At 64.9% G+C, this 25,453-nt stretch carries 20 protein-coding genes, 1 tRNA gene and 1 pseudogene; 13 read left to right on the top strand and 9 right to left on the bottom strand.

The features are described 5' to 3' along the window. The first annotated feature begins 139 nt into the window (after nt 1-139). Nucleotides 140-1,510, top strand: a complete 1,371-nt coding sequence (mgtE, locus tag N5D20_RS06720; protein ID WP_197578119.1) for a magnesium transporter — start codon at nt 140-142, stop codon at nt 1,508-1,510. Between the two features lie 85 nt (nt 1,511-1,595). Then, a complete protein-coding gene (locus N5D20_RS06725) occupies nt 1,596-4,322 on the top strand; it encodes a bifunctional acetate--CoA ligase family protein/GNAT family N-acetyltransferase (RefSeq protein ID WP_279914245.1) in 2,727 nt (908 codons plus the stop codon). A gap of 42 nt (nt 4,323-4,364) precedes the next feature. Here the strand turns inward: N5D20_RS06725 and N5D20_RS06730 are convergent. Next, nucleotides 4,365-4,472 (bottom strand): annotated as a pseudogene (locus N5D20_RS06730) (heavy metal-binding domain-containing protein); the annotation flags it as partial. A gap of 227 nt (nt 4,473-4,699) precedes the next feature. On the opposite strand from N5D20_RS06730, the gene N5D20_RS06735 reads away from it, so the two are divergent. From N5D20_RS06735 to N5D20_RS06755, 5 genes are all read left to right on the top strand, one after another. Further along, on the top strand, nt 4,700-5,947 hold the full coding sequence (locus N5D20_RS06735; protein WP_197578117.1) for an HlyD family efflux transporter periplasmic adaptor subunit: 1,248 nt from the start codon (nt 4,700-4,702) through the stop codon (nt 5,945-5,947). An 82-nt stretch (nt 5,948-6,029) separates the two neighbouring features. Next, nucleotides 6,030-6,206, top strand: coding sequence for a hypothetical protein (locus N5D20_RS06740; RefSeq protein WP_165931253.1), 177 nt, complete (start codon nt 6,030-6,032; stop codon nt 6,204-6,206). A gap of 51 nt (nt 6,207-6,257) precedes the next feature. Next, on the top strand, nt 6,258-6,446 hold the full coding sequence (locus N5D20_RS06745; RefSeq protein WP_099473850.1) for a Blp family class II bacteriocin: 189 nt from the start codon (nt 6,258-6,260) through the stop codon (nt 6,444-6,446). 402 nt (nt 6,447-6,848) lie between these two features. Further along, nucleotides 6,849-8,975 carry a peptidase domain-containing ABC transporter gene (locus tag N5D20_RS06750; protein ID WP_197578116.1) on the top strand — a complete coding sequence of 709 codons (2,127 nt, stop codon included), beginning with the start codon at nt 6,849-6,851 and terminating at the stop codon, nt 8,973-8,975. Between the two features lie 128 nt (nt 8,976-9,103). Beyond that, on the top strand, nt 9,104-9,805 hold the full coding sequence (locus N5D20_RS06755; RefSeq protein WP_197578115.1) for an alpha/beta hydrolase: 702 nt from the start codon (nt 9,104-9,106) through the stop codon (nt 9,803-9,805). Here N5D20_RS06755 and N5D20_RS06760 read toward each other — a convergent pair. Continuing rightward, a complete protein-coding gene (locus N5D20_RS06760; protein ID WP_197578114.1) occupies nt 9,768-10,544 on the bottom strand; it encodes a YdcF family protein in 777 nt (258 codons plus the stop codon). The genes N5D20_RS06755 and N5D20_RS06760 overlap by 38 nt on opposite strands. Before the next feature lie 309 nt (nt 10,545-10,853). Here N5D20_RS06760 and N5D20_RS06765 point away from each other — a divergent pair, with 309 nt between their 5' ends. Both N5D20_RS06765 and N5D20_RS06770 read left to right on the top strand, forming a co-directional pair. Next, a complete protein-coding gene (locus tag N5D20_RS06765; RefSeq protein WP_279914246.1) occupies nt 10,854-11,246 on the top strand; it encodes a hypothetical protein in 393 nt (130 codons plus the stop codon). Nucleotides 11,247-11,258: 12 nt separating this feature from the next. Then, nucleotides 11,259-13,004: an ATP-binding protein gene (locus N5D20_RS06770; RefSeq protein WP_197578113.1), complete on the top strand. Its 1,746-nt coding sequence runs from the start codon at nt 11,259-11,261 to the stop codon at nt 13,002-13,004. Nucleotides 13,005-13,072: 68 nt separating this feature from the next. On the opposite strand, the gene dkgB is transcribed toward N5D20_RS06770, so the two are convergent. Both dkgB and N5D20_RS06780 read right to left on the bottom strand, forming a co-directional pair. Next, nucleotides 13,073-13,882, bottom strand: a complete 810-nt coding sequence (gene dkgB, locus N5D20_RS06775) for a 2,5-didehydrogluconate reductase DkgB (RefSeq protein ID WP_197578112.1) — start codon at nt 13,880-13,882, stop codon at nt 13,073-13,075. Nucleotides 13,883-13,967: 85 nt separating this feature from the next. Beyond that, complete coding sequence (locus N5D20_RS06780; RefSeq protein ID WP_197578111.1) at nt 13,968-15,182, bottom strand: MFS transporter; 1,215 nt, start codon at nt 15,180-15,182, stop codon at nt 13,968-13,970. Between the two features lie 105 nt (nt 15,183-15,287). On the opposite strand from N5D20_RS06780, the gene N5D20_RS06785 reads away from it, so the two are divergent. Beyond that, nucleotides 15,288-16,190, top strand: a complete 903-nt coding sequence (locus N5D20_RS06785; RefSeq protein ID WP_049435966.1) for a LysR family transcriptional regulator — start codon at nt 15,288-15,290, stop codon at nt 16,188-16,190. Between the two features lie 102 nt (nt 16,191-16,292). Here the strand turns inward: N5D20_RS06785 and N5D20_RS06790 are convergent, their stop codons facing one another. Next, nucleotides 16,293-18,413: a methyl-accepting chemotaxis protein gene (locus N5D20_RS06790; protein WP_197578110.1), complete on the bottom strand. Its 2,121-nt coding sequence runs from the start codon at nt 18,411-18,413 to the stop codon at nt 16,293-16,295. A 183-nt stretch (nt 18,414-18,596) separates the two neighbouring features. Between N5D20_RS06790 and N5D20_RS06795 the strand changes: the two genes are divergently transcribed. Beyond that, nucleotides 18,597-19,052 carry an Rrf2 family transcriptional regulator gene (locus N5D20_RS06795; RefSeq protein WP_134958883.1) on the top strand — a complete coding sequence of 152 codons (456 nt, stop codon included), beginning with the start codon at nt 18,597-18,599 and terminating at the stop codon, nt 19,050-19,052. After that, nucleotides 19,042-19,947 carry an NAD(P)/FAD-dependent oxidoreductase gene (locus N5D20_RS06800; protein WP_197578109.1) on the top strand — a complete coding sequence of 302 codons (906 nt, stop codon included), beginning with the start codon at nt 19,042-19,044 and terminating at the stop codon, nt 19,945-19,947. The genes N5D20_RS06795 and N5D20_RS06800 overlap by 11 nt, the downstream gene beginning before the upstream one ends. Nucleotides 19,948-19,990: 43 nt before the next feature. Here N5D20_RS06800 and N5D20_RS06805 read toward each other — a convergent pair whose 3' ends face one another. From N5D20_RS06805 to N5D20_RS06820, 4 genes are all read right to left on the bottom strand, one after another. Further along, the gene (locus tag N5D20_RS06805) at nt 19,991-21,211 is read right to left on the bottom strand and encodes an RtcB family protein (protein ID WP_197578108.1); all 1,221 of its coding nucleotides are present in this window, start codon (nt 21,209-21,211) and stop codon (nt 19,991-19,993) included. Nucleotides 21,212-21,267: 56 nt separating this feature from the next. Then, complete coding sequence (locus N5D20_RS06810; RefSeq protein ID WP_197578107.1) at nt 21,268-22,392, bottom strand: slipin family protein; 1,125 nt, start codon at nt 22,390-22,392, stop codon at nt 21,268-21,270. A 357-nt stretch (nt 22,393-22,749) separates the two neighbouring features. Continuing rightward, nucleotides 22,750-22,821 (bottom strand) — tRNA-Thr (locus tag N5D20_RS06815). A gap of 643 nt (nt 22,822-23,464) precedes the next feature. After that, a complete protein-coding gene (locus N5D20_RS06820; RefSeq protein ID WP_049435962.1) occupies nt 23,465-24,421 on the bottom strand; it encodes an aldo/keto reductase in 957 nt (318 codons plus the stop codon). A 169-nt stretch (nt 24,422-24,590) separates the two neighbouring features. On the opposite strand from N5D20_RS06820, the gene N5D20_RS06825 reads away from it, so the two are divergent. Next, the gene (locus N5D20_RS06825; protein ID WP_197578105.1) at nt 24,591-25,448 is read left to right on the top strand and encodes a class I SAM-dependent methyltransferase; all 858 of its coding nucleotides are present in this window, start codon (nt 24,591-24,593) and stop codon (nt 25,446-25,448) included. The last annotated feature ends 5 nt before the right edge of the window (nt 25,449-25,453 follow it).

Consider the following 25,453-nt stretch of genomic DNA (forward strand, 5'->3'; position numbering starts at 1 on the left):
GCATCCCGGAGTTCCCAACCCATGTCCAGCGACAGTAGAAGTCGACCTCGTTCGACGCCAGCGATGGCCACCGCCTGACATCGGGACGGTTTGCCTGCGTTGGCGTTGCGCGAGGTCGCACCCCCACAAGGCAAGCCCGATGAACCAGAAGCAATTGCTGCGCCCGGTGGCCGATGCCGCCGCACTGGCCGCGCCATTGGCGAACTACAACACCGCCGATGCGGTGGAATTCCTCAACACGCTGGAACTCGTGCGCGCTGCGGAAACGCTGGCCGCGCTGCCGTTGCCGCGTGCGGTGAAGATGCTGGAGGCACCGGAACTGCACCGCAGCGGCGAACTGGTGGCCGCGCTGCCGCCGGCACGCGCCGCCGCCCTGCTGGGTCTGATGGCCGATGACCGTGCCACCGACATCGTCCACGAGCTGGACGAGGAAGAACGCGCGCGGCTGATCCCGCTGCTGGGCACCGACGCCCGCCAGGCCATCCAGAAGCTGCTCAGCTACCCGCCGAACACCGCTGGCGCGCTGATGACCACCGAGTACGTGGCGGTACCCGCCAGCTGGACCGTGGCGCAGACCCTGCAGCACATCCGCCAGGTCGAGCGCACCCGCGAGACGGTATACGCGATCTACGTGCTGGACCCGGTCAGCCAGCAGCTGCAGCAGGTGGTGACCATGCGCCGGCTGATCACCGGCCTGCCCGAGGAATCGATCCTGGACGTGGCCCAGGTCAATCCGCCGGTGACGGTGGATGCGCTGATGGACCAGGAAGAAGTGGCGCGGCTGATCCGCCGCCACGACCTGCTGGCGATTCCGGTGGTCGACGACCAGCAGCAGATGCTGGGCATCGTCACCGTGGACGACGTGCTCGATGCGCTGATCGAGGAATCCACCGAGGACGCGCACAAGTTCGGCGGCATGGAAGCGCTGGACAAGCCCTACATGCAGATCGGCTTCTTCGAGATGCTGCGCAAGCGCGCCGGCTGGCTGAGCGTGCTGTTCCTGGGCGAGATGCTGACCGCCAGCGCGATGCAGCACTACGAGGACGAACTGGCGCGCGCGGTGGTGCTGACCCTGTTCATCCCACTGATCATGAGTTCGGGCGGCAATTCCGGTTCGCAGGCCACCTCGCTGCTGATCCGCAGCCTGGCGCTGCGTGAACTGCGCCTGCGCGACTGGTGGAAGGTGGCCATCCGCGAGATCCCGACCGGCATGGTGCTGGGTGCCATCCTCGGCTGCCTGGCGATCGTGCGCATCGTGATCTGGCAGCTGGGCGGCCTGCATGACTACGGCGAGCACTGGATCCTGCTGGCGATCACCATCGGCGCCGCGCTGGTCGGCATCGTCACCTTCGGTTCGCTGTCCGGCTCGATGCTGCCCTTCATCCTGAAGCGGTTCGGCTTCGACCCGGCCAGCGCCTCGGCCCCGTTCGTGGCCACCCTGGTGGATGTCACCGGCCTGGTGATCTATTTCAGCATCGCCGCGATGATCCTGCACGGCACGCTGCTGTAACAAAAAAGGGAACGGAGGGGATTAAGTCGTTTGTGCCACAAACGACTTAATCCCCTCCGTCCCCTTTTTTGGGTACCGTAGGCGCATGAGTACCTACCACCTGCAGTCTGTGTTCCGTCCGCAGTCGGTCGCGGTGATCGGCGGCAGTCCGCGTGAGCGTTCGGCCGGCCGTGCGGTGATGCGCAATCTGCGCGGCACCGGCTTCCCCGGCAAGGTGGCGTGGATCAACCCGCGGCATGCCGAGATCGATGGCATCCGCACGATCAAGCGGCTGAAGGACCTGGACTGGGTGCCCGACCTGGTGGTGATCACCGCACCGGCGGCGATCGTGCCGCAGGTGGTGCGTACCGCCGCCGAGCGCGGCGTGCAGGCGGCGATCATCCTCACCGCGCACCTGGGCGAAGGCCCGGGTTCGTTGTCCGCACAGGTAGAGGCGGTGGCGCGCAAGCATGGCCTGCGCATCCTCGGGCCGCACTGCCTGGGCGTGATCGCGCCGCACGCGCGACTCAATGCCAGTATCGCCGCACATTTCCCGCAGGCTGGCGACCTCGCGTTGATCTCCGAGTCCTCCGCCATTGCCGCGGCGCTGGTGGAATGGGGCGTGGCCCGTTCGGTCGGCTTCTCCGCCGTGGTCTCGCTGGGCGACACGATGGACGTCGACTTCGGCGACCTGCTCGATTACTTCGCCACCGACTACCGCACCCGCGCCATCCTGCTGTATGTCGAGCAGATCAAGGACGCGCGCAAGTTCATGTCGGCGGCGCGTGCCGCTGCGCGTGCGAAGCCGGTGGTGGTGGTGAAGTCCGGCCGCGCCGAACGCGTGCAGCCGGGCAGCCGTGATACCCACGTGCAGGCACTGGCGCGTGCCGATGACGTGTATGGCGCCGCGTTCAACCGTGCCGGACTGCTGCGCGTGGGTGCGCTGGATGAACTGTTCACCGCTGCCGAATCGCTGGGGCGGTTGGGCACCTTCCCGGGTCGCCGCCTGGCGATTCTCAGCAACGGCGGCGGCGTCGGTCGCCTCGCCGTGGACCAGCTGATCGCATTGCGTGGCACCCTGGCCAACCTGTCCGACACCACGGTCGAAAAGCTGGACGCCGTGCTGCCGCAGGGCTGGTCGCGCAGCAATCCGGTCGACATCGTGGTCGACGCCGATGGTGACCGCTATGCCGCGGCCATCGAAGCGCTGCTGGCCGACAACGAGAACGACGCGGTGATGGTGGTCAACGTGCCGACTGCATTCACCTCGTCCGCAGACGCTGCGCAGGCGCTCACCCGCACGCTCGGCCTGCGTCCGCGCCATCATCGCGACAAGCCGGTGTTCGCGGTGTGGCTGGGCAACGATGACCAGGCCACCGCCACGCTCAACGCAGCACGGGTGCCGACCTATCCGACCGAGGCGGAGGCAGTACGCGGCTTCCAGCACCTGGTGCGTTACCGTGAAGCGCAGAACGCCCTGATGGAAACGCCACCCAGCCTGCCGCAGGACTTCAGTGTCGATGCAGCGGCCGCACGCGCGCTGGTCGATGCCGCGCTGGCCAACGGCCAGCAGTGGCTGGACCCGCTGGCCACCCATGAACTGCTCAAGGCCTACGGCATTCCGTCCGCACCGGTGATGCATGCGCGCGATGCGCACGAGGCGATGGACCTGGCGCAGCCGTTGCTGGAACGTGGCGCCAGCGTGGCGCTGAAGATCCTGTCACCGGACATCCCGCACAAGTCGGAAGTGGACGGCGTGCGCCTGAACCTGTCCACGTTGCCGGCGGTGCAGAGCGCGGCCAACGCGATCCTGTCGCGCGCACGCCAGCTGCGGCCGGATGCCCGCATCGATGGCCTGCTGGTACAGCCGACCATCGTCCGCCCGAAGGCACGCGAGATCATTGTCGGTATTGCCGATGACGCGACGTTCGGCCCGGTGATCGTGGTCGGCCGCGGCGGCACCGCGGTCGAAGTGATCAACGACAAGGCGCTGGCGCTGCCCCCGCTGGATCTACGCCTGGCCCATGAGTTGATCGGCCAGACCCGGGCTTCGCGCATCCTCAAGGCCTATGGCGATGTGCCCGCCGCCGACGAGCGCGCACTGGCGCTGGCGCTGGTCAAGCTGGCACAGCTGGCCGCAGACATTCCCGAAGTGCGCACGCTGGACATCAACCCGCTGCTGGTCGACAGCAAGGGCATTCTTGCCCTCGACGCACGCGTGGCGGTGGCGCCGTCGCGCATTCTGCACAAGGGCCGCGGTCATCCGCGCTTCTCGGTGTTCCCGTACCCGAAGGAGTGGGAGCGCACCATCGAACTGTCCGATGGCGGCCGCGCCTTCGTGCGTCCGGTGCGTCCGGAAGACGATGCACTGTTCCGTGCGTTCTTCGCCCGGGTCAGTGACGAGGACCTGCGCCTGCGCTTCTTCCAGTCGGTGAAGCACTTCAGCCACGAATTCATCGCGCGCCTGACCCAGCTCGATTACGCACGCTCGATCGCACTGGTGGCGATCGAACCGCGCAGTGGCGAGATGCTCGGTGCGGTACGCCTGCACGCCGATGCCGATTATCATCGCGGCGAGTACGGCATCCTGATCCGCTCGGACCTGAAGGGCCACGGCATCGGCTGGCGGTTGATGGCGATCATGATCGAGTACGCCAAGTGGCTGGGCCTGGACGTGGTCGAAGGCCAGGTGCTGCGCGAGAACAGCACCATGCTGGCGATGTGCCAGAGCCTGGGGTTCAAGACGAAACTCGACCCGGACGACCCGACGGTGATGATGGTGACCCTGCCGGTGCAGCAGGTCGAAGTGCCCGATGTCCCCCCGGTGGCGTGATCGCCGCCCATCGGTAGCGCCGAGCCATGCCCGGCGATCACCTCAACGCATCGGTTCCACCACCACCGCCGTGCCATAGCACAGCAGCTCGGTCAGCCCGGTCATCACATCGGTGGCGTCGTAGCGCATGCCGATGATCGCGTTGGCGCCGGTTGTTCTAATGATTGAGCGTGGACTATGACGACGGCTTATGCCCTGCATGACGGCGCGCGATCAGCCCGAGCATGCCAGTGCACCAAGTAGTTGGCGCGTCTCTCAAGAAATGGTTATCGAATCGAGGTCACCATATGGGATAAGCGCTGACGCATTTCGCTCTTTAACTCTGCGAACAGACGTCGCTATCATTCGGTGAACGCGGGCTAAATTATTATCGAAGAGTGTCTACAGATCTGTTTCGCAAGGAAGTTCTACAAGGAAAACGTGCCGGTTGGTTGGGATCGATTTCCATCGCGCAGCCAATCAGACTCTGGGTTCTTGCGATCGCCGCTTCTGTCACCGCACTTGCTGTAGCGCTGCTGCTTTCAATTGGCACCTATACCCGTCGTTCGCATGTGGGTGGCCAGCTTGTTCCAGTTAATGGCATCGCGCAGGTCATGGCGCCCGCTGATGGGTTCATGTCGGAAGTCAGCGTTTCCGAGGGTGAGCACGTCGAAGCAGGTGAAGTGATCGCGGTCTTGACTGTTCCGCGGGCCACTACCACCGATGGGGATACGCTGGCCGCGATGGAATCCCGCTTCGAGCGCAGGATGTCCGGCCTTGAGGCCGCACAGATTGCCAAAAGGATGCGCCTGAGCGCACAGCGTGAGGGATTGAGTGGCCAACTTTCCAACGCACAGCGGGAGCTTGCACAGATTGACACGGAAGTGCTGACAAGGCGGGATCAGATCAGAATTGCAGAGGAAACGTTGGAACGCCTCCGGCTCCTTGAGGATGATCGTTACGTCAGTGTTCTCCAGATCAAGCAGCAGGAATCTGCAGCGCTCACGCAGAAGGGCGAAATGCAGGCATTGCAGCGACAGTCCATCGCCACGCGCAGGATGATCGAGCAGATCACGCAGGCGCTCAATGAACTGCCTGGAGAGAATGAGGCCGCAGAAGCGGCATTCCAGCAGGATCTGGCATTGCTTGAGCAGGAACGCGTGGAGAATACCGCACGTGGGCGCTTGGCCATTGTCGCGCCGGTCTCTGGAATTGTGGCCACCCAGCAGATCAAGGCTGGCCAGGCCGTCCAGAGCGGTCAGCCGATCGTGAGCGTGCTGCCTGGGGATGGCCGTCTGGAAGCGGAATTACTGGTTCCGAGCCGAGCGGTGGGTTTCATCGAGCCCGATGACAAGGTCCTGCTCAGATACCAGGCATATCCCTACCAGAAGTTTGGACATCATGAAGGGCGGGTTTCGCGGATCAGTCGAAGCACACTGGGCGTCCCGCAGAATGGCAGCGCGACAGAGCCGATGTACCGAATCACCGTCGCGCTTGCAGCGCAAACGGTAAGCGCATACGGGAAGCCCGAGGCACTCAAACCCGGAATGCTCGTCGATGCGGATGTTCTGGGTGAGACGAGATCATTCTTTGAGTGGGTCCTTGAGCCGATCTACTCAATCAAGGGAACTGTGTTCGGACAATGACTGCAGCATTGGATGAGACAGCGTGTTGCTGGTCGAGCCAGCCCATGCACACTGGACGTGTGCCAATTTCAGGAGATCGATTGTGCGTGAACTGACCATGGATGAAGTTTTCGAAGTTGAGGGTGAAGGTGCGATGGGTGCCTTCATCAATGGTGCAGGTGCGGGTGGCTTTGCAGGTGCGCTCGCTGGTGGCCCGGCCGGGTCCGCTGCCGGTGCGCTCATCGGTGGGGGAATTGCCGTTGCGCTTTACCTGATGTAAGTCCTTCTTCTCTGAAACTCAATCAATCATATCAATATAGGAGGAATTATCATGCGTGAACTCAATAATGCGGAAGTTGCCAATGTCGACGGCGCAGGCGAAGGTGCTTCGAACGGCTTCGTCGGTGGCGTGATCGCCGGTGCGGGAGTCGGGTTCCTGGTGGGGGGCCCGGTGGGCGCATTCGCTGGCGCGGTCAGCGGTGGCATCCACGGTGCAATCGTGGGTCACTACCTGATGTGATGGGCATGGCGCAGGGGTGTTGGCGCACCCCTGCGCAATCTGTTTGGAAGCACTGGCTTCCGGAAAAGTTGGCAGGAGGAGAGCAGATCATGAAGTTTCCGGGTATCGACGAAAAGACGTTCGCCATCTGTGTGTGCTGCCTGGCCGTGGTCGCGGCATCTTCAGACCGCCGGATCTGGTCACTTCTGTGCGTTGGTGCGATTGTGGTCGCTATCGCCAGATTCGTTGATGCAAGACGCAAGCGAATTCAGAGAGAACATACGTCGAATTGAACCCTTGTGCGGGAAAAATTCACGCTGCCGAAGGTGATCATGCGGCGTGTTCGGTAGTGGCCATTGGTACTGAGGTTTGCACCAGAGGCGTCTGTTTCAGATTGACTGGGATCTTGGGCTTGTCATCGGAATGAAAGCGATACTGCAGTCGGAGGCAACGGAATGTGGGCTGGCGTCGATCGCGATGATCGCCGACTTTCATGGGAAGAAGATCGGTCTAAGCGAGATCCGCCGGCGCTATCCGTTATCGCTCAAGGGTGCCAAGCTGGCCCAGCTCATCCACATTGCACATCAGTTGGGACTGTCTTCGCGGCCCTTGCGGCTTGAGATGGAGCACCTTTCCGAACTCAAACTGCCTTGTATTCTACATTGGGATCTGAACCACTATGTGGTGCTGGCAAAGGTGGGCCGCAGCGGCGTCAGGATTCTTGATCCCGCCATCGGTGAGCGGGTGCTTGCGCTGGAGGAGGTGTCCGAGCATTTCACCGGTGTGGCGCTTGAGCTGGCTCCCACGTCGGAGTTCCAGAAGGAGGCCCGGCCGGCTTCGATCTCACTGCGGCAGCTGACGGGACAGATCAATGGCCTGTGGCCCTCGTTGGCGTTAGTCCTGCTTCTCTCGGTCGCGCTCCAGATCTTCGTGGTCCTTGCCCCGTTCTATACCCAGTGGGTGGTGGATCAGGCACTGGTTTCGGCAGATCGGGATCTCCTTACGGTACTGGGAATAAGCTTCGGGCTTGCCATGCTGTTGCAGGTGGCTATCGGGCTGTTGCGCGGTTGGTCTGTCATCTATCTCTCCTCTACTCTGGGCTTGAGATGGATGGGGAATGTTATCGGGCATCTGCTGCGATTGCCGTTGGACTTCTTCGAGAAGCGACACCTGGGCGATATCACCTCTCGGGTCTCGTCGGTGCAATCCATCCAGAGGACGTTGACGACCAGTTTCGTCGAAGCGCTCATCGATGGCCTGATGGCGATCGTCACGCTAGGAGTCATGGTTCTCTACAGCTGGAAGCTAGCGTTGGTGACGCTGGCGGCGGTGGTGCTGTACACCTTGGTCCGCGCCACCGCGTACGCGCCAGTTCGCAATCGTACCGAGCGCCAGCTCGTTGCCAGTGCAAAGCAGCAATCGCATCTGCTCGAGTCGATCCAAGGCATGCAGAGCATCAAGATCGCCGGCCAGGAGCCGATGCGGAGGGCAACCTACGAGAACCTGATGGTTGGCACGGTCAATGAGGAAGTCAGGCTTTCGAAGCTGACGCTCGGCTTCACCGTTACCAGTCAGCTGATCTTCGGAGTCGAGAGGATTACTGTCATCTGGATTGGCGCGGTGCTGACCATGAACAACGTGTTCTCGGTCGGCATGCTGGTAGCCTATCTTGCGTACAAGGACCAGTTCGCACTACGAATGGCTGGTCTGATCGACAAGGCCGTCGAGTTCAGGATGCTTCGGCTGCATGGCGAGCGGTTGGCGGATGTTGTTCTGAGTGAACCTGATCAGGATTTCGATCAAATCGAGACAATGGTACCGACTTCGTCCTCCATTGAGGTCGAGAATCTCTCCTTCCGTTACGCCGAAGGTGAACCTTGGATCGTCCGAAACTGTTCGTTCCGCGTGGAACAGGGGGAAGCAGTGGCCATCGTGGGCGGATCAGGTTGCGGCAAGTCGACCCTGATGAAACTGCTGCTCGGATTGCTCAAGCCGAGCGAAGGAAGCGTAAGAGTCGGCGGGGTGGATATCCGGAAGTACGGTCCACGTGGCATCCGCTCCATGGTCGGAGCGGTGATGCAGGATGACCAGTTGTTTGCCGGAAGCATCGCCGACAACATCAGCGGCTTCGATAGCGGCTTCGATGAACAGCGCATCGAGGAAGCTGCTCGGATGGCAGCCGTGCACGACGATATCGCGGGGCTGCCGATGGGTTATCACGGTCTTATCGGGGACATGGGCAACTCGCTTTCAGGCGGTCAGAAACAGCGCGTGATTCTGGCCCGTGCGCTCTACCGCCGGCCTCAGATTCTGTTTCTGGATGAGGCCACCAGCCATCTTGATGTCATGCGCGAGCGCTTGGTCAACGAAGCCGTGCAGCGTATGAAGCTGACTAAGGTGATCGTGGCCCATAGGCCGGAGACCATAAGCAGCGCCGACCGTGTCCTGGTGATGGAGCAGGGGCGGATTGTCCAGGAGGTGCGGCCCCAGCGTGAGGCATGGACGACGTCTGCTTCCGACGCCGAGGAATGCGGCGCGGCACCGGTCTGACTGGCGTCTCACAGGGTATCCAGAAGCGGGTGCGGGTCCGGCGCGCCTGGCTCCTCCGTGGGCACGTCCCCGCGCTTGGCGCGGTCGCTGGCATGGCGCCGTCACCGCACCAGCGCGACAATACCCCAATGACCGACCGTATCCCCCTGTTGCTGCTGCCCGGCCTGCTCAACGATGCTGAACTGTGGCGCGCACAGCTGGCCGACCTGGCCGACATTGCCGATTGCACCGTAGGCGACCAGACCCGTGGCGAGACCCTCCAGGCGGTCGCCGAGGACGTGCTCGCACAGGCACCGAAGCGCTTCGCGCTGGCCGGCTTCTCGCTGGGTGGCTTCGTCGCCCAGCAGATCCTGCGCATCGCCCCGGAGCGCGTATTGCAGTTGGCGCTGGTTGACACCTCGATCCACGCCGATTCACCGGAACGTGCCGAGCAGCGCCGCAGCCAGCGCGCCAGCGTGCGCCTGCCCGGTAAGTTCCATGGCTTCGGTGATGCGCTGATGCGCAGCTACATCGATGCCTCGCGGCTGGACGATTACGTGCTGGTGCAACGCGTGCGCGACATGACCGCTCGCCTGGGGGCGGAGGTATTCCTGCGCCAGAGTGCGCTGGAGCGGCGCGACGGCCATGACGTGCTGGCGGGTTACCAAGATCCGCTGTTGATCGTCTGCGGGGCCAACGACCGCATCACGCCGCTGGCAGTGAGCGAGGAAATGCACGACCTGGTGCCGCACTCGCAGCTGGTGGTGGTGCCCGATTGCGGGCACCTGGCCCCGATGGAAAAGCCGGACGAGGTCAGTGCGGCGATGCGTGGGTGGCTGTCTGTGGATTGAAGGGGATCGGTGGCATCGGCGGTTCGTTCCACCCCAGTCTGTTGTAGGCGTGGTAACGAAGCACGCCGATACGTTCGTGCAACATCACCTCGGCCAGCAGCAGGTTGAAGGTCGAGGGGAGCCAGCCGGGCGTGGCGCGTAGTCGGTCGCTGGGCAGACCTTCGGCAATCACGCCGAAATGCTGGAAATAAAGCAGGCTTCTCCTGAGGTGAAGACCCGAGGTCACGATTACCACGCGCGATGGATCGTGGCGGAGCATCGCGCTGCTGTTCCGGGCGTTCTCCCAGGTGTTGGCACTGGCGTCCTCCTGCTCGATGCGATCCCTCGGCACACCCAGACGGGCCAGCTCGCGCGCGTAGACGTTGGCCTCGCTGGTCTTACGGTTTCGTGAGGCACCTCCGCTCACGATCACCCTGCAGCTCTCGTGCTTCTGCTGGCAGAGCAGATAGCGCTGCGCCGTAACCAGTAATCGGCTGTACCCCGCCAGACCCGGGCTGGAGCCTTGGGCATGGTGCTCGATGCCACCGCCCAGCAGCACGATCGTTGTCTTAGGCCGATCTGCAGGTGTCGTGAATGCAGGGCCGGCCTGGGCGCGGTCGAGCATCCACTGCGTGATCGGGCCCGTTGCGCTGGACAAGGCCATCAGGGGCAGCACCGACAGGAGTGCCGCGGTGCGGAATCGGCGTGTGGCGATCAGTGCAGCACATGCCAGCAGAAAAGGAAGGGTAAACGCCAGCACAGTGCACCTCAGGAAAGTTTGAATGAATTCCGATGGCGCGGAGCCTTCGTTGTGTGGATGCTGGATGCCATGGATCTGAAGCGACTGTCACCCTTCGCAAGAGCGGGCGTCATTCTCGGCGGCGTATTGCTTGGATTAGGGCTGGGATACGTGTTTTCCGAACGGTTTCCGGGTCTTTTCGCTCTCATTCATGAGCGGATGCAGTAGCGAATCGGGCAGATGCGTTGTCGCGAATGACCCTGCACGAAATCGTGTCTGGCCGGGAGCGACACGCACGAACAGGTCGCATGCGACATATGGCGGAGACAGATGCACGCAATCGATCGACGTGGCATGGCGGGAACGCAGGCGGCAGGCACCGATCGCCCTGAGCTTGGCGAGCATTCAATGCTGAAGGTGATTGCTGCGGTGTCACCATGCGAGCTGCCGTCCTTTGTCGCTGCGTTGGACGAAGCGATTGCACGGTGGACGGCCGAGTCTGCGTGTACGCCCTGCAGCGATCTGGATGCAGAACTGGCGCGCCTGCACGCGCTCAAGAGCATCACGTCGGCGCTGGGCAGCAGGATGATCGCCAGCGCGTGCGACGACCTGGGTGAGTGCCTTCGATCGGGCGCGGCGACAGACCACATACGACGCCGCTCCCAAGCCGTGGCGGTAGCTGCGCAGCGCCTTCTGCAACGTTCCATCGTTTCTCACAGGTGAAGGAATCCGGCCATGCCCCATGCACCCTCTGGTCTGCTCGATGCTGGCCCCGATGCACTGCTTCAGGCGGCCCGCTCACTGGAAATGAAACGACTTGCGCTGTTGCTGTCCTGGCTGCAGGAACCACGTGCCAGCCTGTCAAGGGTGGTATTGCAGGCACTGACCGTGCTGTGGTGCTGGCTCTGGATGGATGGACCACAATCCGTGCTGGCCAACGAGGCGGCGAAGGTGCTGCCTGCGTCGATTGCGCTGCTTGTTGCGTCCATGGCATGGGCCGCATGGGTGAATCTCCATAAGGATCGCGGTGTGGCATGGCGCGACGCGGTGGGCCTGTTCCTCAGCCTGGTGATGGTGACGGTGCAGGTTGATGCAGCCTTCATTCTTCTGATGACGCTCAATGCAACGCTGCCTTTCCTGGTGATCGCCGCGACGGCTGTCTACGGGCGGAGGGCGATCGCACCGGCCATCGCCGCAACGGCGCTGGGCCTGCTGTGGGCCGCGCCGGAGGGCTACTGGATCTCGCGACCTGCCTACCTCGCCTATGCCCTGGCGCTGACGATCCTGCTGCCGGCCGTGGTTGCCTCCATGGTTGCGGCCATGCGCGATATCGCGCTCCGTGCCGTCGCGTCGCGCGAGGCCCAGGGGCGGTTCATCGGAACGATGAGCCATGAGCTGAGGACGCCGTTGAACGCCATCATCAATGGCATCCAGTTGCTGGACATGGACGCCGCGACGTCGACGCAGCGCAGTTCGTTTGCGATGGTGGCCCGCCAGGCAAGAGCGCTGCGGCATCGCATTGATGATGTCCTCGATGTGGCCAGCATCGAGGGTGGAACGCTGCGGCTTCGTCCTCAACCCTGTTCATTGGCGTCCGCGCTCGATGCGATGCAGGAAAGCTGCGCACCGGCTGCTGCGGAGAAAGGTGTACTGCTGACGGTGCAGGACTGCGATCCCGCAGTGTGGATGCTGGTTGACGCAGGCCGGGTCGAACAGGTGATCAGCAATCTTGTCTGCAACGGGATCAAGTTCAGCCCGGTGGGGGGCGAGACCCGCGTGTCCATTGACGCCTCCCGCATCGGCGAGCAATGGCAGGTGCGGGTAACCGTTTCCGATTCCGGGTGCGGTATCGACGAGAGCGACCAGGAGGCGATCTTCTCCCCCTTCGTCCAGGTGAGCGAGGGTGATGCCCGTTGCGAGCAGGGGGTTGGGCTTGGGCTCTACATCGTGCGACTGATTTCCGATGCCATGGGCGCGACGATCGAGGTGGGCCGCAGCACGTGGGGTGGCGCCTCGTTCCAGTGGTGTTTCACCGCTCCTGCCGTGATCGGCGACGCAGCATCACCTTCGCTTGAGGCGGTGTTCAATGCACATGCGGCGTCGGTAGGATCCCTGCATTGCCTGCTGTTCGAGGATGTGGAAACCAACCGGCAGGTGGTCGAGCGGCTGATGGAATGTGCAGGGCATCGACTGAGTTGCCGGCACGACGGGCGTGATGCGCTGGCTGCGGTGGCGTCGTTTGCGCCGGACGTGGTGCTGCTGGACCTTCATATGCCGGGTTGCAGCGGTTGGGACGTACTTGAAGCGATCGGCTCCAGAACGGAAGGTCCGCCCATCCTGGTGATGAGTGCGGACACGCGTCTGCAGGTCATCGAGAGGGCGCGTTCAATGGGCGCTGCCGGCTTCCTGTGCAAACCGTTGGATGTGCACGAGGTGCTGCGGATGCTGCACGAGGTGGCGCCCCGGGGATCCAGTCTGTAGAGCCGAGCCATGCTCGGCTCCAGGGAGACGGCAGCCGAGCGTGGGCTCGGCTCTACAACAACAGGGCCTCAATCCCAGGCCGGCGCAATGCCTTCCGGATTGGCCAGGCGGTGCCCCCGATCCAGTTTGGCGATCTGCGCCATGTCCTCGTCGGTCAGCCGGATCGCGGCCGCTTCCAGGTTGCCCGAGAGATTCTCGCGCTTGGTCGACGACGGGATCACCGAGAAACCCTGCTGCAGCGCCCACGCCAGTGCGATCTGCGCCGGGGTGGCCTGGTGACGGCCGGCAATGGCCTGGATCACCGGGTCCTTGATCACCTCGCCATAGGCCAGGCTCATGTAGGCGGTGATGTGGATGCCGTTGTCCTGCAGGAACTTCACCAGCAGGCGGTTCTGCAGGTACGGATGGATCTCGATCTGGTTGGTGGCGATGGCGTCGGCACCGAGGATGCCGATCGCCTTGCGGGTCTGCGCGATGGTGAAGTTGGAGATGCCGATCGCCTTCGTCAGCCCCAGTGCCTTGGCCTCGGCCAGTGCGGTCAGGTACTCCTCCATCGGCACGTCGACCTTGTCGTTCGGCGACGGCCAGTGGATCAGTGCCAGGTCGACGTGGTCGGTGCGCAGCTTCTCCAGACTGGTACGCAGGCTGGCCAGCAGCGCTTCGCGCTTGAACTCGGAGATCCACACCTTGGTGGTGAGGTACAGGTCATCACGCGGCACGCCGGACTCGGCGATGGCCTGGCCGACTTCGGCTTCGTTGCCATAGATCTGCGCGGTATCAACGGCGCGGTAGCCGACGTCCAGTGCATTGCGCACCGTGTCGATCACGGTCTGGTCCTTCAGGCGGAAGGTACCAAGGCCAAAAGCGGGAACGGTCATGGGAAGCTCCAAGGGGGAGGGAGTCGCAAAGGAAAGAGGGTAGGACAGGTGCCGTATGCATGCCGGCAACGCTGCATTGCATGAATCAATGCGCGGCCACGGCGATGCCATCGGCGCGGTCATCGATGCCGTCGCGGCGGTCCAGGCGGCCGCTGAGCACGGTCAGCGCATACGCGCCCAGCACCACCAGCGCGCCCAGCCACGGCGTGTGCATCAGGCCGATGTTTTCCACCACCAGGCCGCCGAGCGAGGCGCCCAGCGCGATGCCGATGTTGAAGGCGGCGATGTTCAGCCCCGAGGCTACATCAGTGGCCTGCGGCGCATAGCGCTGCGCCTGCTTGACCACATACACCTGCAGGCCGGGTACGTTGCCGAAGGCCACCGCACCCAGTGCCAGCACCGTCAGCAGCATCAACCAGGTGTTGTAGGCGGTGAAGGTGAGCACGAACAGCACGACGGCCAGCAGGGCGAAGATGCGCTTCAGCGCGGGCACCGGGCCCATGCGGTCGGCCATGCGCCCGCCCCACAGGTTGCCGATCGCCACCGACACGCCGTACACAAGCAGCACCAGGCTGACCGCATTGGCGGAGAAACCGGTGACGTCCTGCAGGATCGGCGCCAGATAGGTGAAGGCCAGGAAGGTGCCGCCGTAGCCAAGTGCGGTCATCGCATAGACCAGCAGCAGGCGGGGTTGGGCCAGCACAGCCAGCTGCTGGCGGAAACTGGCGGGCGCACTCTGCGGCACGCTGCGCGGCACGAACAGCAGCGCGCCGAGCAGGGCGATCACGCCGAGGCCGGCTACCGCCAGGAAGGTGGCACGCCAGCCCAGGTGCTGGCCGATGAAAGTGCCCAGCGGCACACCGGTCACCAGCGCCACGGTCAGGCCGGTGAACATGATGGCGATGGCACTGGCGGCCTTCTCCTTCGGCACCACCGCGGTGGCGATGATCGAACCGATCGAGAAGAACACGCCGTGGGCCAAGCCGGTGAGGATGCGGGCGATGATCAGCGAGGTATAGCCCGGCGCCAGGAAGGCGATGACGTTTCCAAGCGTGAACAGCACCATCAGCGCCACCAGCAGGGTCTTGCGCGGCACGCGGCCGGTGAGCGCGGTCAGCACCGGCGCACCGATGGCCACCCCGAGGGCATACAGCGAGACCAGCAGGCCTGCGGAGGGCAGGCTGACCTGCAGATCGGCGGCAATCGTGGGAATCAGGCCGACGATGACGAACTCGGTGGTGCCGATGGCGAAGGCACCGAGGGTCAACGCCAGCAGGGCGAGGGGAATGCCACGGATCATGGCCGGCTCCGGAGGGAAGGAAGGCGCGCAGTGTGCGCGGCGCACCTTTGCCGAAAAACCGGTCTTCACGCCAATCACTATTGCCGTTCAGTCAATAATGGCGGGATGAAGACCACTCTCGACGAAATGCAGGCCTTCCTCGCGGTGATCGACAGCGGGTCGATCAGTGCCGCTGCCGAGCAGCTGGGGCAGACGCCCTCGGGCGTGAGCCGTGCGCTGGGGCGGCTGGAGGACAAGCTGGGGATCACCCTGCTGACCCGCACCACCCGCCGCCTGCACCTGACTGCCGAGGGCGAGGTGTTCCTGCGCCATGCACGGGCGATCATCGATGCGGTGGAATCGGCCGAGGAACAGATGGCGGCGCGCCGCGAGCGTCCGGCAGGGCGCCTGCGCGTGGATGCGGCGATGCCGTTCGTGCTGCACGTGATCGCGCCGCTGGTGAGCGGCTATCGTGCGCGCTACCCGGAAGTGCAGCTGGAGTTGAACAGCTCCGACCGCTACATCGACCTGCTGGAGCGGCGCACCGATCTGGCGATCCGGATCGGGCCACTGGCCGACTCCACGTTGCATGCGCGGCCGCTGGGGCGGTGCCAGCTGCGGCTGGTGGCCAGCCCGGCCTACCTGGCTGCACACGGCGAACCGGCCAGCGTCGCCGCGCTGGGCCAGCACACGCTGCTCAGCTTCAACGAGCCGGAGTCACTCAACCGCTGGCCGTTGCCGGGCGATTCCGATGGCCTGCTGCGGGTGCATCCGGATATCGCGGTGTCCAGTGGCGAGACACTGCGCCGCCTGGCGGTGGAAGGTGTCGGCATCACCTGCCTGTCCGACTTCGTCACCGATCGCGACCGCGCTGCTGGCACGCTGGTGCCGGTGCTGGCGGCGCAGACGCTGGATGTGTACCAGCCGATCCACGCGGTGTATTACCGCAACACGGCGGTGTCGGCGCGGATCAGCTCGTTCCTGGATTACCTGGGTGAAGCGATGGCGCAGAGCGGTTACCTGCGCTGATCGGATTCGGGTGGGTGCGGACCGTTGGTCCGCACTGCTCCTGCCATCGCCCGACCAACGGTCGGGCGCTACCCATCTGACGCTGGCCGGCAACCGGACCAATCAGGCCGCGCGCGCCAACCCGCCCTTCGCATCCGCCGTGGTCGACAGATCGAACACATCCACCGCCTCGATCAACCGGTTCGCCTGCTGTTCCAGGCTGCGTGCCGCGGCGCTGGCTTCCTCCACCAGCGCGGCATTCTGCTGGGTGGTGCCGTCCATCTGGATCACGGTCTGGCTGACCTGCTCGATGCCCGCGCTCTGTTCCTGCGAGGCGGCGGAAATCTCGGCCATGATGTCGGTCACGCGCTGCACCGAGGCCACGATCTCGGCCATGGTGTCACCGGCCTCACGCACGCGCTGCGCGCCGTGGCCGACCTGTTCCACAGAGGCTTCGATCAGTGCCTTGATCTCCTTGGCGGCACCGGCCGAGCGTTGTGCTAGCGTGCGCACTTCGCTGGCCACCACGGCGAAGCCGCGACCCTGCTCACCGGCGCGTGCCGCTTCAACCGCTGCGTTCAGCGCCAGGATGTTGGTCTGGAACGCGATGCCATCGATCACGCTGATGATCTCGGCGATCTGCCGCGACGAGGTCTCGATCGCGCCCATTGTTGCCACCACCTGGCCGACCACGCTGCCGCCCTGCGAGGCGACCGTGTGCGCGCCGATGGCCAGCTGGTTGGCCTGGCGCGCGTGTTCGGCGTTCTGGCGCACGGTGGAGGTCAGCTCCTCCATCGAGGCAGCGGTTTCTTCCAGATTCGCCGCCTGCTGTTCGGTACGGCGCGACAGGTCGTTGTTGCCGGCGGCGATTTCCGCCGCCGCCGTGTGGATGTTGCCGGAGGCGTGCTTGATGTCGGTGACGATGGTCGCCAGCTGCGCGGCGGTGGTGTTGGCGTCACCGGCGATACGCGCGAACACGCCCTGGAAATCACCGTGCATGCGCGCGCCGAGACGGCCATCGGCAATCGCACGCAACATGCTGGAGACCTCGCCCAGGTTCAGTTCAGTGGTCTGCATCAGGCGGTTCAAACCGTCGACCATCGCGCGGAAATCATGCTCGAAACGTGCGCTGTCGCCGCGCTGGCTGAAGTCACCGGCGGCCGCCGCTTCGGCCAGGCGGCGGATCTCGCCGTTGATCACACCGAGATTGGCCTTGGCCGTATCCAATGCGTTGGTGATCACGGCCTTCTCGCCGGGCAGGCGTTCCATGTCCTGGCTGAGGTCGCCGACGGCATAGCGGCCCATGATCGCGATCGCGCGCAGCTTCACCTGGATGTGCGCATCGACCAGCGCGTTGCTGTCGGCCACCATCGTGCCGAACGCGCCGGGGAAGGCACTGGCATCCATGCGGTGGCTGATGCTGCCGGCGTCATGCGCCTGCGCCATCGTTGCCTGTGCGTCCAGTACGCCGCGCAGCGTGGACTGCACGGCCTGCATGGCCTGCGCGAGGCGGCCAATTTCGTCGCGGCTGCGCACCTGCACCACGTGTTGCAGGTCGCCGGCAGCCACTGCACGTGCAGCGGCTTCCACCGCCAGTACCGGCTGCACCACCGCGCGCCGCAGCCACCAGGCCAGGCCCATCAACAGCAGCACGGCAGCCAGCACGGTCAGCGCTGCACACAGCAGCAGGGTCTGGCGTGCCTGCTGAGAACGCGCGGCCACCGCTGCTTCGGCCACCTGGGTGGCGTGCGCGCTCAACGCATCCAGCGCGCTCGCCACGGGGCGATCCTTGCCGCGCACGAGGTTGTCGCCGGCGGCGGGGTCGTAGCCGGCCTCTGCAAATGCCTGCAGGGCAGCGTGATAGTCCTTCTGCAGCTGCGCATGCAGGCCGATGAAGGCCTGTGCCAGATCACGCGTGCGCGCGTCCGGGCTGGCCAGCAGGCCCTTGGCCAGCTGCTCGACCAGGCTGCCCTCGCTGTCGAAGGCATCCAGATGGCGCTGGCGCAGCGCATCGTCGCGGCCGCGCAGCAATACGTTCTTCCATTCCTGCACCTGGCCGCGGAACTCGCGTTGCAGGCGTTCTGCATCGCGGCTGTGCGCGACTTCGGGTGGAACCTCGGTGGACAGCTTCAACCAGGCGGAGGCCAGGCCCGCCAGTGCGCAGAGCAGGACCACGGCCAGACCAACGGAAACCGCGCCGAGCAGCTTGGACTGCAGGCGCGGAGCACGGACAGACGCTTTCATGGAAGGGACTCTCGGGAAGGGGCAATGCGGTATCGACCCGTGCCCTGCGCGCCTGAAGTGCGACAACGATCACATTCGCGTTCTGTTTAGAGATGTGAAGGAGATGTTTCACAGGACAAATGTGTCCATATGGAACGAATACGGACTCTCGACAGGTGGTTTAAATGTAACTATTGTTGTTACATGAAATCAGCAAACCCGCTTTCCGACGCCCTGCACGTGATGGCGCATCTGGTGGGCCACGCTGCCCCGCGTACGTCCGAGCAGCTGGCGTCGTGCCTGCCGACGCATCCGGTGGTGATCCGTCGCCTGCTGGCACAGCTGCACAAGGCCGGCCTGGTGCGCAGCACCCGCGGCCACGGCGGCGGCAGCCTGCTGGCACGCGATGCCGCAACGATCACCCTGCATGACATCTATCTGGCCGTGGGCGCACCACCGCTGGTGCAGGTCGGCGCCCGCGATTCCGGCGGCGGCTGCCCGATCCAGCAGCTGGTCAACAGCGCCCTGCTCGAAGGGGCGCGCGAAGCACAGCGCCTTCTCGAACAGCGGCTGCAGGCGACCACGCTGGACCAGCTCGGCGCCGACTTCGCCCGTCATCTCGCCCATCACCGCTCCCTGGAAGGTCACCATGAATCCTGATGTGCTCATCGTCGGCGGCAGCTATGCCGGCATCGCCGCCGCCTTGATCCTGGCGCGCGCCCGTCGGCCGGTCACGATCATCGATGCCGGTTCGCCGCGCAACCGTTTCGCCGGCCATTCGCACGGCGTGCTGGGGCTGGATGGCATCAGCGGGGCCGAGCTGCTGAAGACCGCGCGACAGCAGCTGCTGGACTATCCCACAGTGCGTTGGTTGCATGCCGAAGCCGTGCAGGCTGCCGCCCGCGCCGAAGGCGTGGAAGTGCATACCGCCGATGGCCAGGTCCTGGCCGCGCGCAAGCTGCTGCTGGCCAGCGGTATTGCCGACCAGTTGCCGGCGTTGCCGGGCCTGGCCGAGCGCTGGGGCAGCACCGTGCTGCATTGCCCGTACTGCCATGGCTATGAAGTGGGTGGTGGTGCCATCGGCCTGCTCGGCGGCCATCCGATGTCCGCCAGCAAGGCGCCGCTGTTCGCCGACTGGGGCAATGTCACGTTCTTCAGCCAGGGCCTGCCGATCACCGATGAGGAACGGGCCGCCATGCAGCAGCGCGGCGTGCAGATCGAGATGTCACCCGTGCTGGGCGTGCAGGGCGACCAGCCGACCTGGCTGGAAGTGGAGCTGGCCGACGGCCGCCGCATCGCCCAGCGTGCGTTGTTCGTGCCGGCCACCCAGGCGATGGCCACGCCTTTGGTACAGCAACTGGGCTGCACATTGGTCGAGAGCCCGCTGGGCGTGCTGATCGAGGTTGACATGATGAAGCAGACCTCGGTGCCGAACGTGTATGCCGCGGGCGATGCAACCACGGTTGGCAACATCACGCTGGCCGCTGCCGAGGGCGTGCGCGCGGGCATTGGCGTGCATCATGCGCTGGTGGCCGAGGACAGCGTGCCGCGCTGACCACCTGCTCTGGTAGATGCCGACCTTGGTCGGCACCGTTCCATTACCCCTTCACGCACAGCACCTGCCGCAAGGTGTGCACCACGTCCACCAGGTCCAGCTGGGCGGCCATGACATCATCGATCGACTTGTACGCCGCCGGTGACTCGTCCAGCACGCCGCTGTCCTTGCGGCACTCAACGTGTGCGGTGGCCTCGCGATGCTGTGCCAGCGTGATCTGCTGGCGTGCGGCACCGCGGCTCATCACCCGGCCGGCACCGTGGCTGCAGCTGTGGAAGCTGTCCGCGTTGCCTTTGCCGCGCACGATGTAGCTGCGCGTGCCCATGCTGCCGGGAATGATGCCCAGTTCGCCCTCGCGCGCGCTGACGGCGCCCTTGCGTGTCACCAGCAGCTCCTGGCCGTGATGCGTTTCCCTCTGCACGTAGTTGTGGTGGCAGTTCACCGCCATCGCGGCCAGCTGGAACTTCGGCAAGCGGTGGCGCATCTCGGCCAGCACCCGCGACATCATCGCCTCGCGGTTCTGCCGCGCGTAGTCCTGCGCCCACGACACCGCCTCAACGTAGTCGTCGAACAGCGGCTCGCCTTCCATAAAGAACGCCAGGTCCTTGTCCGGGAGGTGGAAGCCGAGCACGCGGCGGGCCAGTTCCTCGCGCGCCTTCTCGATGAAGTAGGTGCCGATCAGGTTGCCGGTGCCGCGCGAGCCGCTGTGCAGCATCACCCACACCGTATCCGTCTCGTCCAGGCACAGTTCGATGAAGTGGTTGCCGCCGCCCAGCGTACCCAGCTGGCGGTCCAGCTTGTCGGTGCGGATCCGGCGGTGCTTGTCCTTGATCTTCTCCAGGCCGTCGGCCAGCCCCGACTGCACCAACCGGGTGTGGATGCTGTCGGGCATGCGGTGATGCTCACCGCCGCGCCCATTGCCGACCGGGATGCTGCGCTCGATGCTGTTGCGCAGTTGCCGCAGGTCATCGGGCAGGTTGTTGGCGCGCAGCGTGGTACGCACCGCCGCCATGCCGCAGCCGATGTCGACACCGACCGCGGCCGGAATGATCGCGCCACGGGTCGGAATCACCGAGCCCACGGTCGCGCCCTTGCCCAGGTGCACGTCCGGCATCACCGCCACCCACGGCCCTACGAACGGGATCGCGGCGATGTTGCGCAGCTGCTCGTGGGCCTGTGCTTCCAGCGGCACGCCGTTGACCCAGCCCTTGATCGGCGTGGTGCCCTCGGCGTGCAGCCATTGATAGTTGTGTTGCGTGTCCATTGTCTTGTTGAAGTCCTTGATGGGCCGGCGGCGCGTCCCTGCGCCGCCGCGACCCCCTACCTGATCGTCACCAGCTGCTTCAGCACGCCATCCAGGCCGCCGAACACGGTGAGCGTGTCGATCTTCTCGGTGATCTTCTCCAGCGCCTCCAGCTCCTTCAAGCGCATCAGCACCGGGTTGTCCTCGATCAGCTTTGCGGTGTTGAGCTGCGAACGCGTGGCGTTGGCCTCCTCGCGGCGACGGATCACGCTGGCCTGGGCCTGCTTCTCGGCCAGCACCACGCCGTTGAGGATCTCCTTCATCTCGCCCGGCAGGATCACGTCCTTGATGCCCACGCCGAGCAGGCGCACACCGTGGCCCTCGATCGCGGCCTGCACATGGGCGGCGATCTCGCCGTCCAGCGCCGCCTTGTCACCGAGCAGCTCGTCCAGGCTGCGTGCGGCGATCGCCTGGCGCAGGCCGAACTGCAGCTGCCGATAGATGAACTCATCGGCATTGCTGAGCGTGCGGTGTGCACGCACCGGGTCGACCACCTGCACGGTCGCGGCCAGGTTCACCCGCAGGGTCACCTTGTCGCGGCTGAGCAGCTCCTGGCCGGACACGTCCAGTGAACGTGCACGCAGTTCCACACGCTCCACCGACACGTTGCCGTTGAAGTTCCAGAACGCGTGCAGACCGGCATCCAGCGTCTGCCGCAGCGTGCCATCGATGAACAGCAGGCCGACCGACTCGCTCGGCACGGTGCTGATCACCGCGACACGCGGCAGCACGCCCAGCTGCCCCAGGCGCTGCTGCACGTCCAGCGGGATGCGCGGCTCGTCACCCAGCGCCATCACGCGGGCCTGGGTGTCGACCGAACCGCGCCAGTACAGACGGCGGCTGCCCGGCGGCAGGACCTCGTCGATGCGGCCGTTGCGCAGCAACAGGCCGACCTCGCCGGCGCCGACGTTGGCCAGTACGAAGTGCGTATCCAGCTGTGCGCCCAGCGCTTCGATCAGGCTGTCCTGGTCGCTGCCGGTGTAGGCCGCGCCCTTCGATGCGTTGTGGATGTCCACGTGCGGCCGGCCGCCGAACGGCGACAGGCGGTGCACGCCCGGCAGCAGGATCTGCTGGAAACGACGGTTGCGATACACCAGGCCGCGCTCGCCGTCGCCGATCACGACCTTGATGGTCCAGAACATGGGAGTCTCTCCTTGTATGGCTCTGGTGGTTCGACCCGATGCGGATGAATCACCATGGCCCGGGTCGATCAGGTCGTGGCGAGGCCGCCTGCACACCACGTGCAGGCAGCGGAAGAGGGCGGCCATCGGCCGACGGTCCGCGCGCGGAGCCTTCGGTGCGTCATCACCCTTGCGGCCATCGCTGCCGGCAGACAGCACCGGAGCAGAGTGGGGCAGGTAGTGGTGACAGGCCGAGGCCCGGCGTGCGGTCCGTTGCCTTCCACGTTCCTGCCCGAAGGCAATGACGGTGGACGGCGACGATGGCCGCTGGGGCTTGCGCCCCGGGTGTTGCTTCAAGTCATGACGTGACAGGTCATGTGGTTGGAGTGGGAATCGAACCCACGACAGACGGATTACGGATCCGTTGCTCTGACCAAGCTGAGCTATCCAGTTGGGGACCGCGCGGAATCGAACCGCGTGCCGGCGAACCGGCGCCTGCCTCCAGCAGGCGATCCAGGCGATGGCATGTCCGCGACCTCCGGCATACGCCACGGCAATGCCGCGCGCACCAGCCCGTGGTTGAAACGGGACCGTTGGTAGTCGAGGGTGCAGGCCACCGACATTATCGCGAGCGATAATGTTTGGGTGCGATGCAGATAATGTCCAGGTGTTGCCATGCACGCGGAGAAAATCCTCCGGTGCGGCGAAGAAACCTGGGTCAGTGAGCGGCGGGTTGCCGCGCGGGGTGCAGTTCTGGCATCGCGGGTCCTTGTGCCGACGCAAACGAAAACGCCCCCGGGACGTGCGTTCCGAGGGCGTCGTCAGGCCTCGGAGATCGGGGTGGCCGATCTCCGCAGGGCGGGTATCAGGCCGTTGTCAGCTGGTCTTCCTTGCCGAACGCGCGCGCCAGCCCGTCCATGCGCAGGCATGGCAGCAGTTTGGCGGTGGCGACGGAATGCGCGTTCAAGGGAGTTTTCCAGTGGTTGTTGAAACGAGGTGCGCACGATAAACCACGATTTAGTCGCGCGCAACCATTTTGTTCAATTATCTTCTTCGCTGTTGTGCAATGCCGGCCAGCGGCCGGCACTACAACTCAGGCTTCCGCGCTGGCGGCATCCAGCTGCGCGACGTCCTGCACGCTCAACGACAGGTTGGCCGCTGCCAGCAGATCGTGCAGCTGTTCGACGCTGGTGGCGCTGACGATCGGTGCGGTGATCGACGGCCGCGCGATCTGCCATGCCAGTGCGATCTGTGCGGCGCTGGCGCCGTGCTTGCTGGCCACGTCATCCAGCGCCTGCAGGATGCGCAGGCCGCGCGGGTTCAGATAGCGCTTCACCACCGTCTCGCCACGCGCTGGGCTCTTGGCTGCATCGGCCGGCGTGCGGTACTTGCCGCTGAGGAAGCCACTGGCCAGGGCGTAGTAACCGATCACGCCGATCTGTTCGCGTTGCACCAGCGGTTCCAGTTCCTTCTCGTAGCCGGCGCGGTCATACAGGTTGTACTCCGGCTGCAGGGTTTCGTAACGCGGCAGCTTGTAGTCGGTGGAGACCTTCAGCGCGTCGGCAAGGCGCGTGGCGCTGTAGTTGGAGGCGCCGATGGCGCGCACCTTGCCGGCTTCGATCAGGCGGCCGAACGCAGCCAGCGTGGCTTCCAGCGGCGTCGACTCGTCATCCTCGTGGGCCTGGTAAAGATCGATGACGTCGGTCTGCAGCCGGCGCAGCGAATCCTCGACCGCCGCATTGATGTTGTCCGGGGTCAGGCCGGGGCGTTCGGCCCACTTGGCCACCTTGGTCGCCAGCACCACCTTGTCGCGCTTGCCGCTGCGCGCGAACCACTTGCCGATCAGCGTTTCCGATTCGCCGCCGGCATTGCCCGGCACCCAGGCCGAGTACACATCGGCGGTGTCGACCAGATTGAAACCGGCGTCGACGAAGGCATCGAGCAGGGCGAAGCTGGCCTTTTCATCGGCGCTCCAGCCGAACACGTTGCCACCGAAGGCGAGCGGACGTACATGCAGGCCGGAACGGCCCAGTTCGCGGGTTGCCGTCATGGGCACGGACTCCTTGGGGGAAGTGCTCCAGAATAGAACGCGATGTGTGACCGTGCTGCGGCGACGACCACAAAACAGTGTTCCGCGGCGCGCACGCAGCTAACGTTTTGTGAACACCTGGGACGCTGCGACTGCTAGTCTCGCCGCATCTTCCGCTGGAGTCGTCCCGATGATGCCTGCTTCGTCCCTGCGTGGTTGCCGACTGCTGCTTGCGTCGGCCCTGCTTGCTGCTGTTCCTGCGTTCGCCGCACCGGCCACGGTAGCGCCGGCGAAGATCCAGGTCTCGCCGGCCATCGACGCGGCGGTGAAGGCGCCCACCCGCGATGCCAACAACGTCAAGCGCGATGGCTTCCGTCATCCGGCGCAGACGCTGTCGTTCTTCAGGGTGGCTCCGGAAAAGACCGTCATCGAGATCACCCCCGGCAACGGCTGGTACTCGGAGATCCTGGCGCCGCTGCTGCATGACAAGGGCCAATACGTCGCCGCCGTGGTCGATCCGATGGCCGTGCCCGAAGGCCGCGGCCGTGACTACCAGCAGCGCAGCCGCGACAGCCTGGAAAAGAAGTACGCCGGCGCACCGGCGCAGTTCGGCAAGACTGCCGTGGTCGCCTACGATCCGGCCAAGCCGGTGTTCGGCCCGGCCAATTCTGCCGACGTGGTGCTGACCTTCCGCAACGTGCACAACTGGCGCAAGGCCGGCCAGGCGCAGGGCATGTTCCAGGGCTTCTTCAACGTGCTCAAGCCGGGCGGCGTGCTCGGCGTGGTCGAGCATCGCGCCAGGACCGATGTGGCCGACGACGATGACACCGGCTATGTCGGCCAGCAGCAGGTGATCGCGATGGCCGAGGCGGCTGGTTTCAAGCTGGATGCGCGCAGCGAGGTCAACGCCAACCCGCGCGACACCAAGGACCACCCGAACGGCGTGTGGACGCTGCCGCCGACCAACCAGCACGACAAGGCCGACGACGCGAAGTACCAGGCGATCGGCGAGAGCGATCGCATGACCCTGCGCTTCATCAAGCCGTAAATCGG

Source organism: Stenotrophomonas sp. GD03877 (assembly GCF_029840555.1).
In the GTDB taxonomy this organism is placed as follows: Bacteria; Pseudomonadota; Gammaproteobacteria; order Xanthomonadales; family Xanthomonadaceae; genus Stenotrophomonas; species Stenotrophomonas geniculata.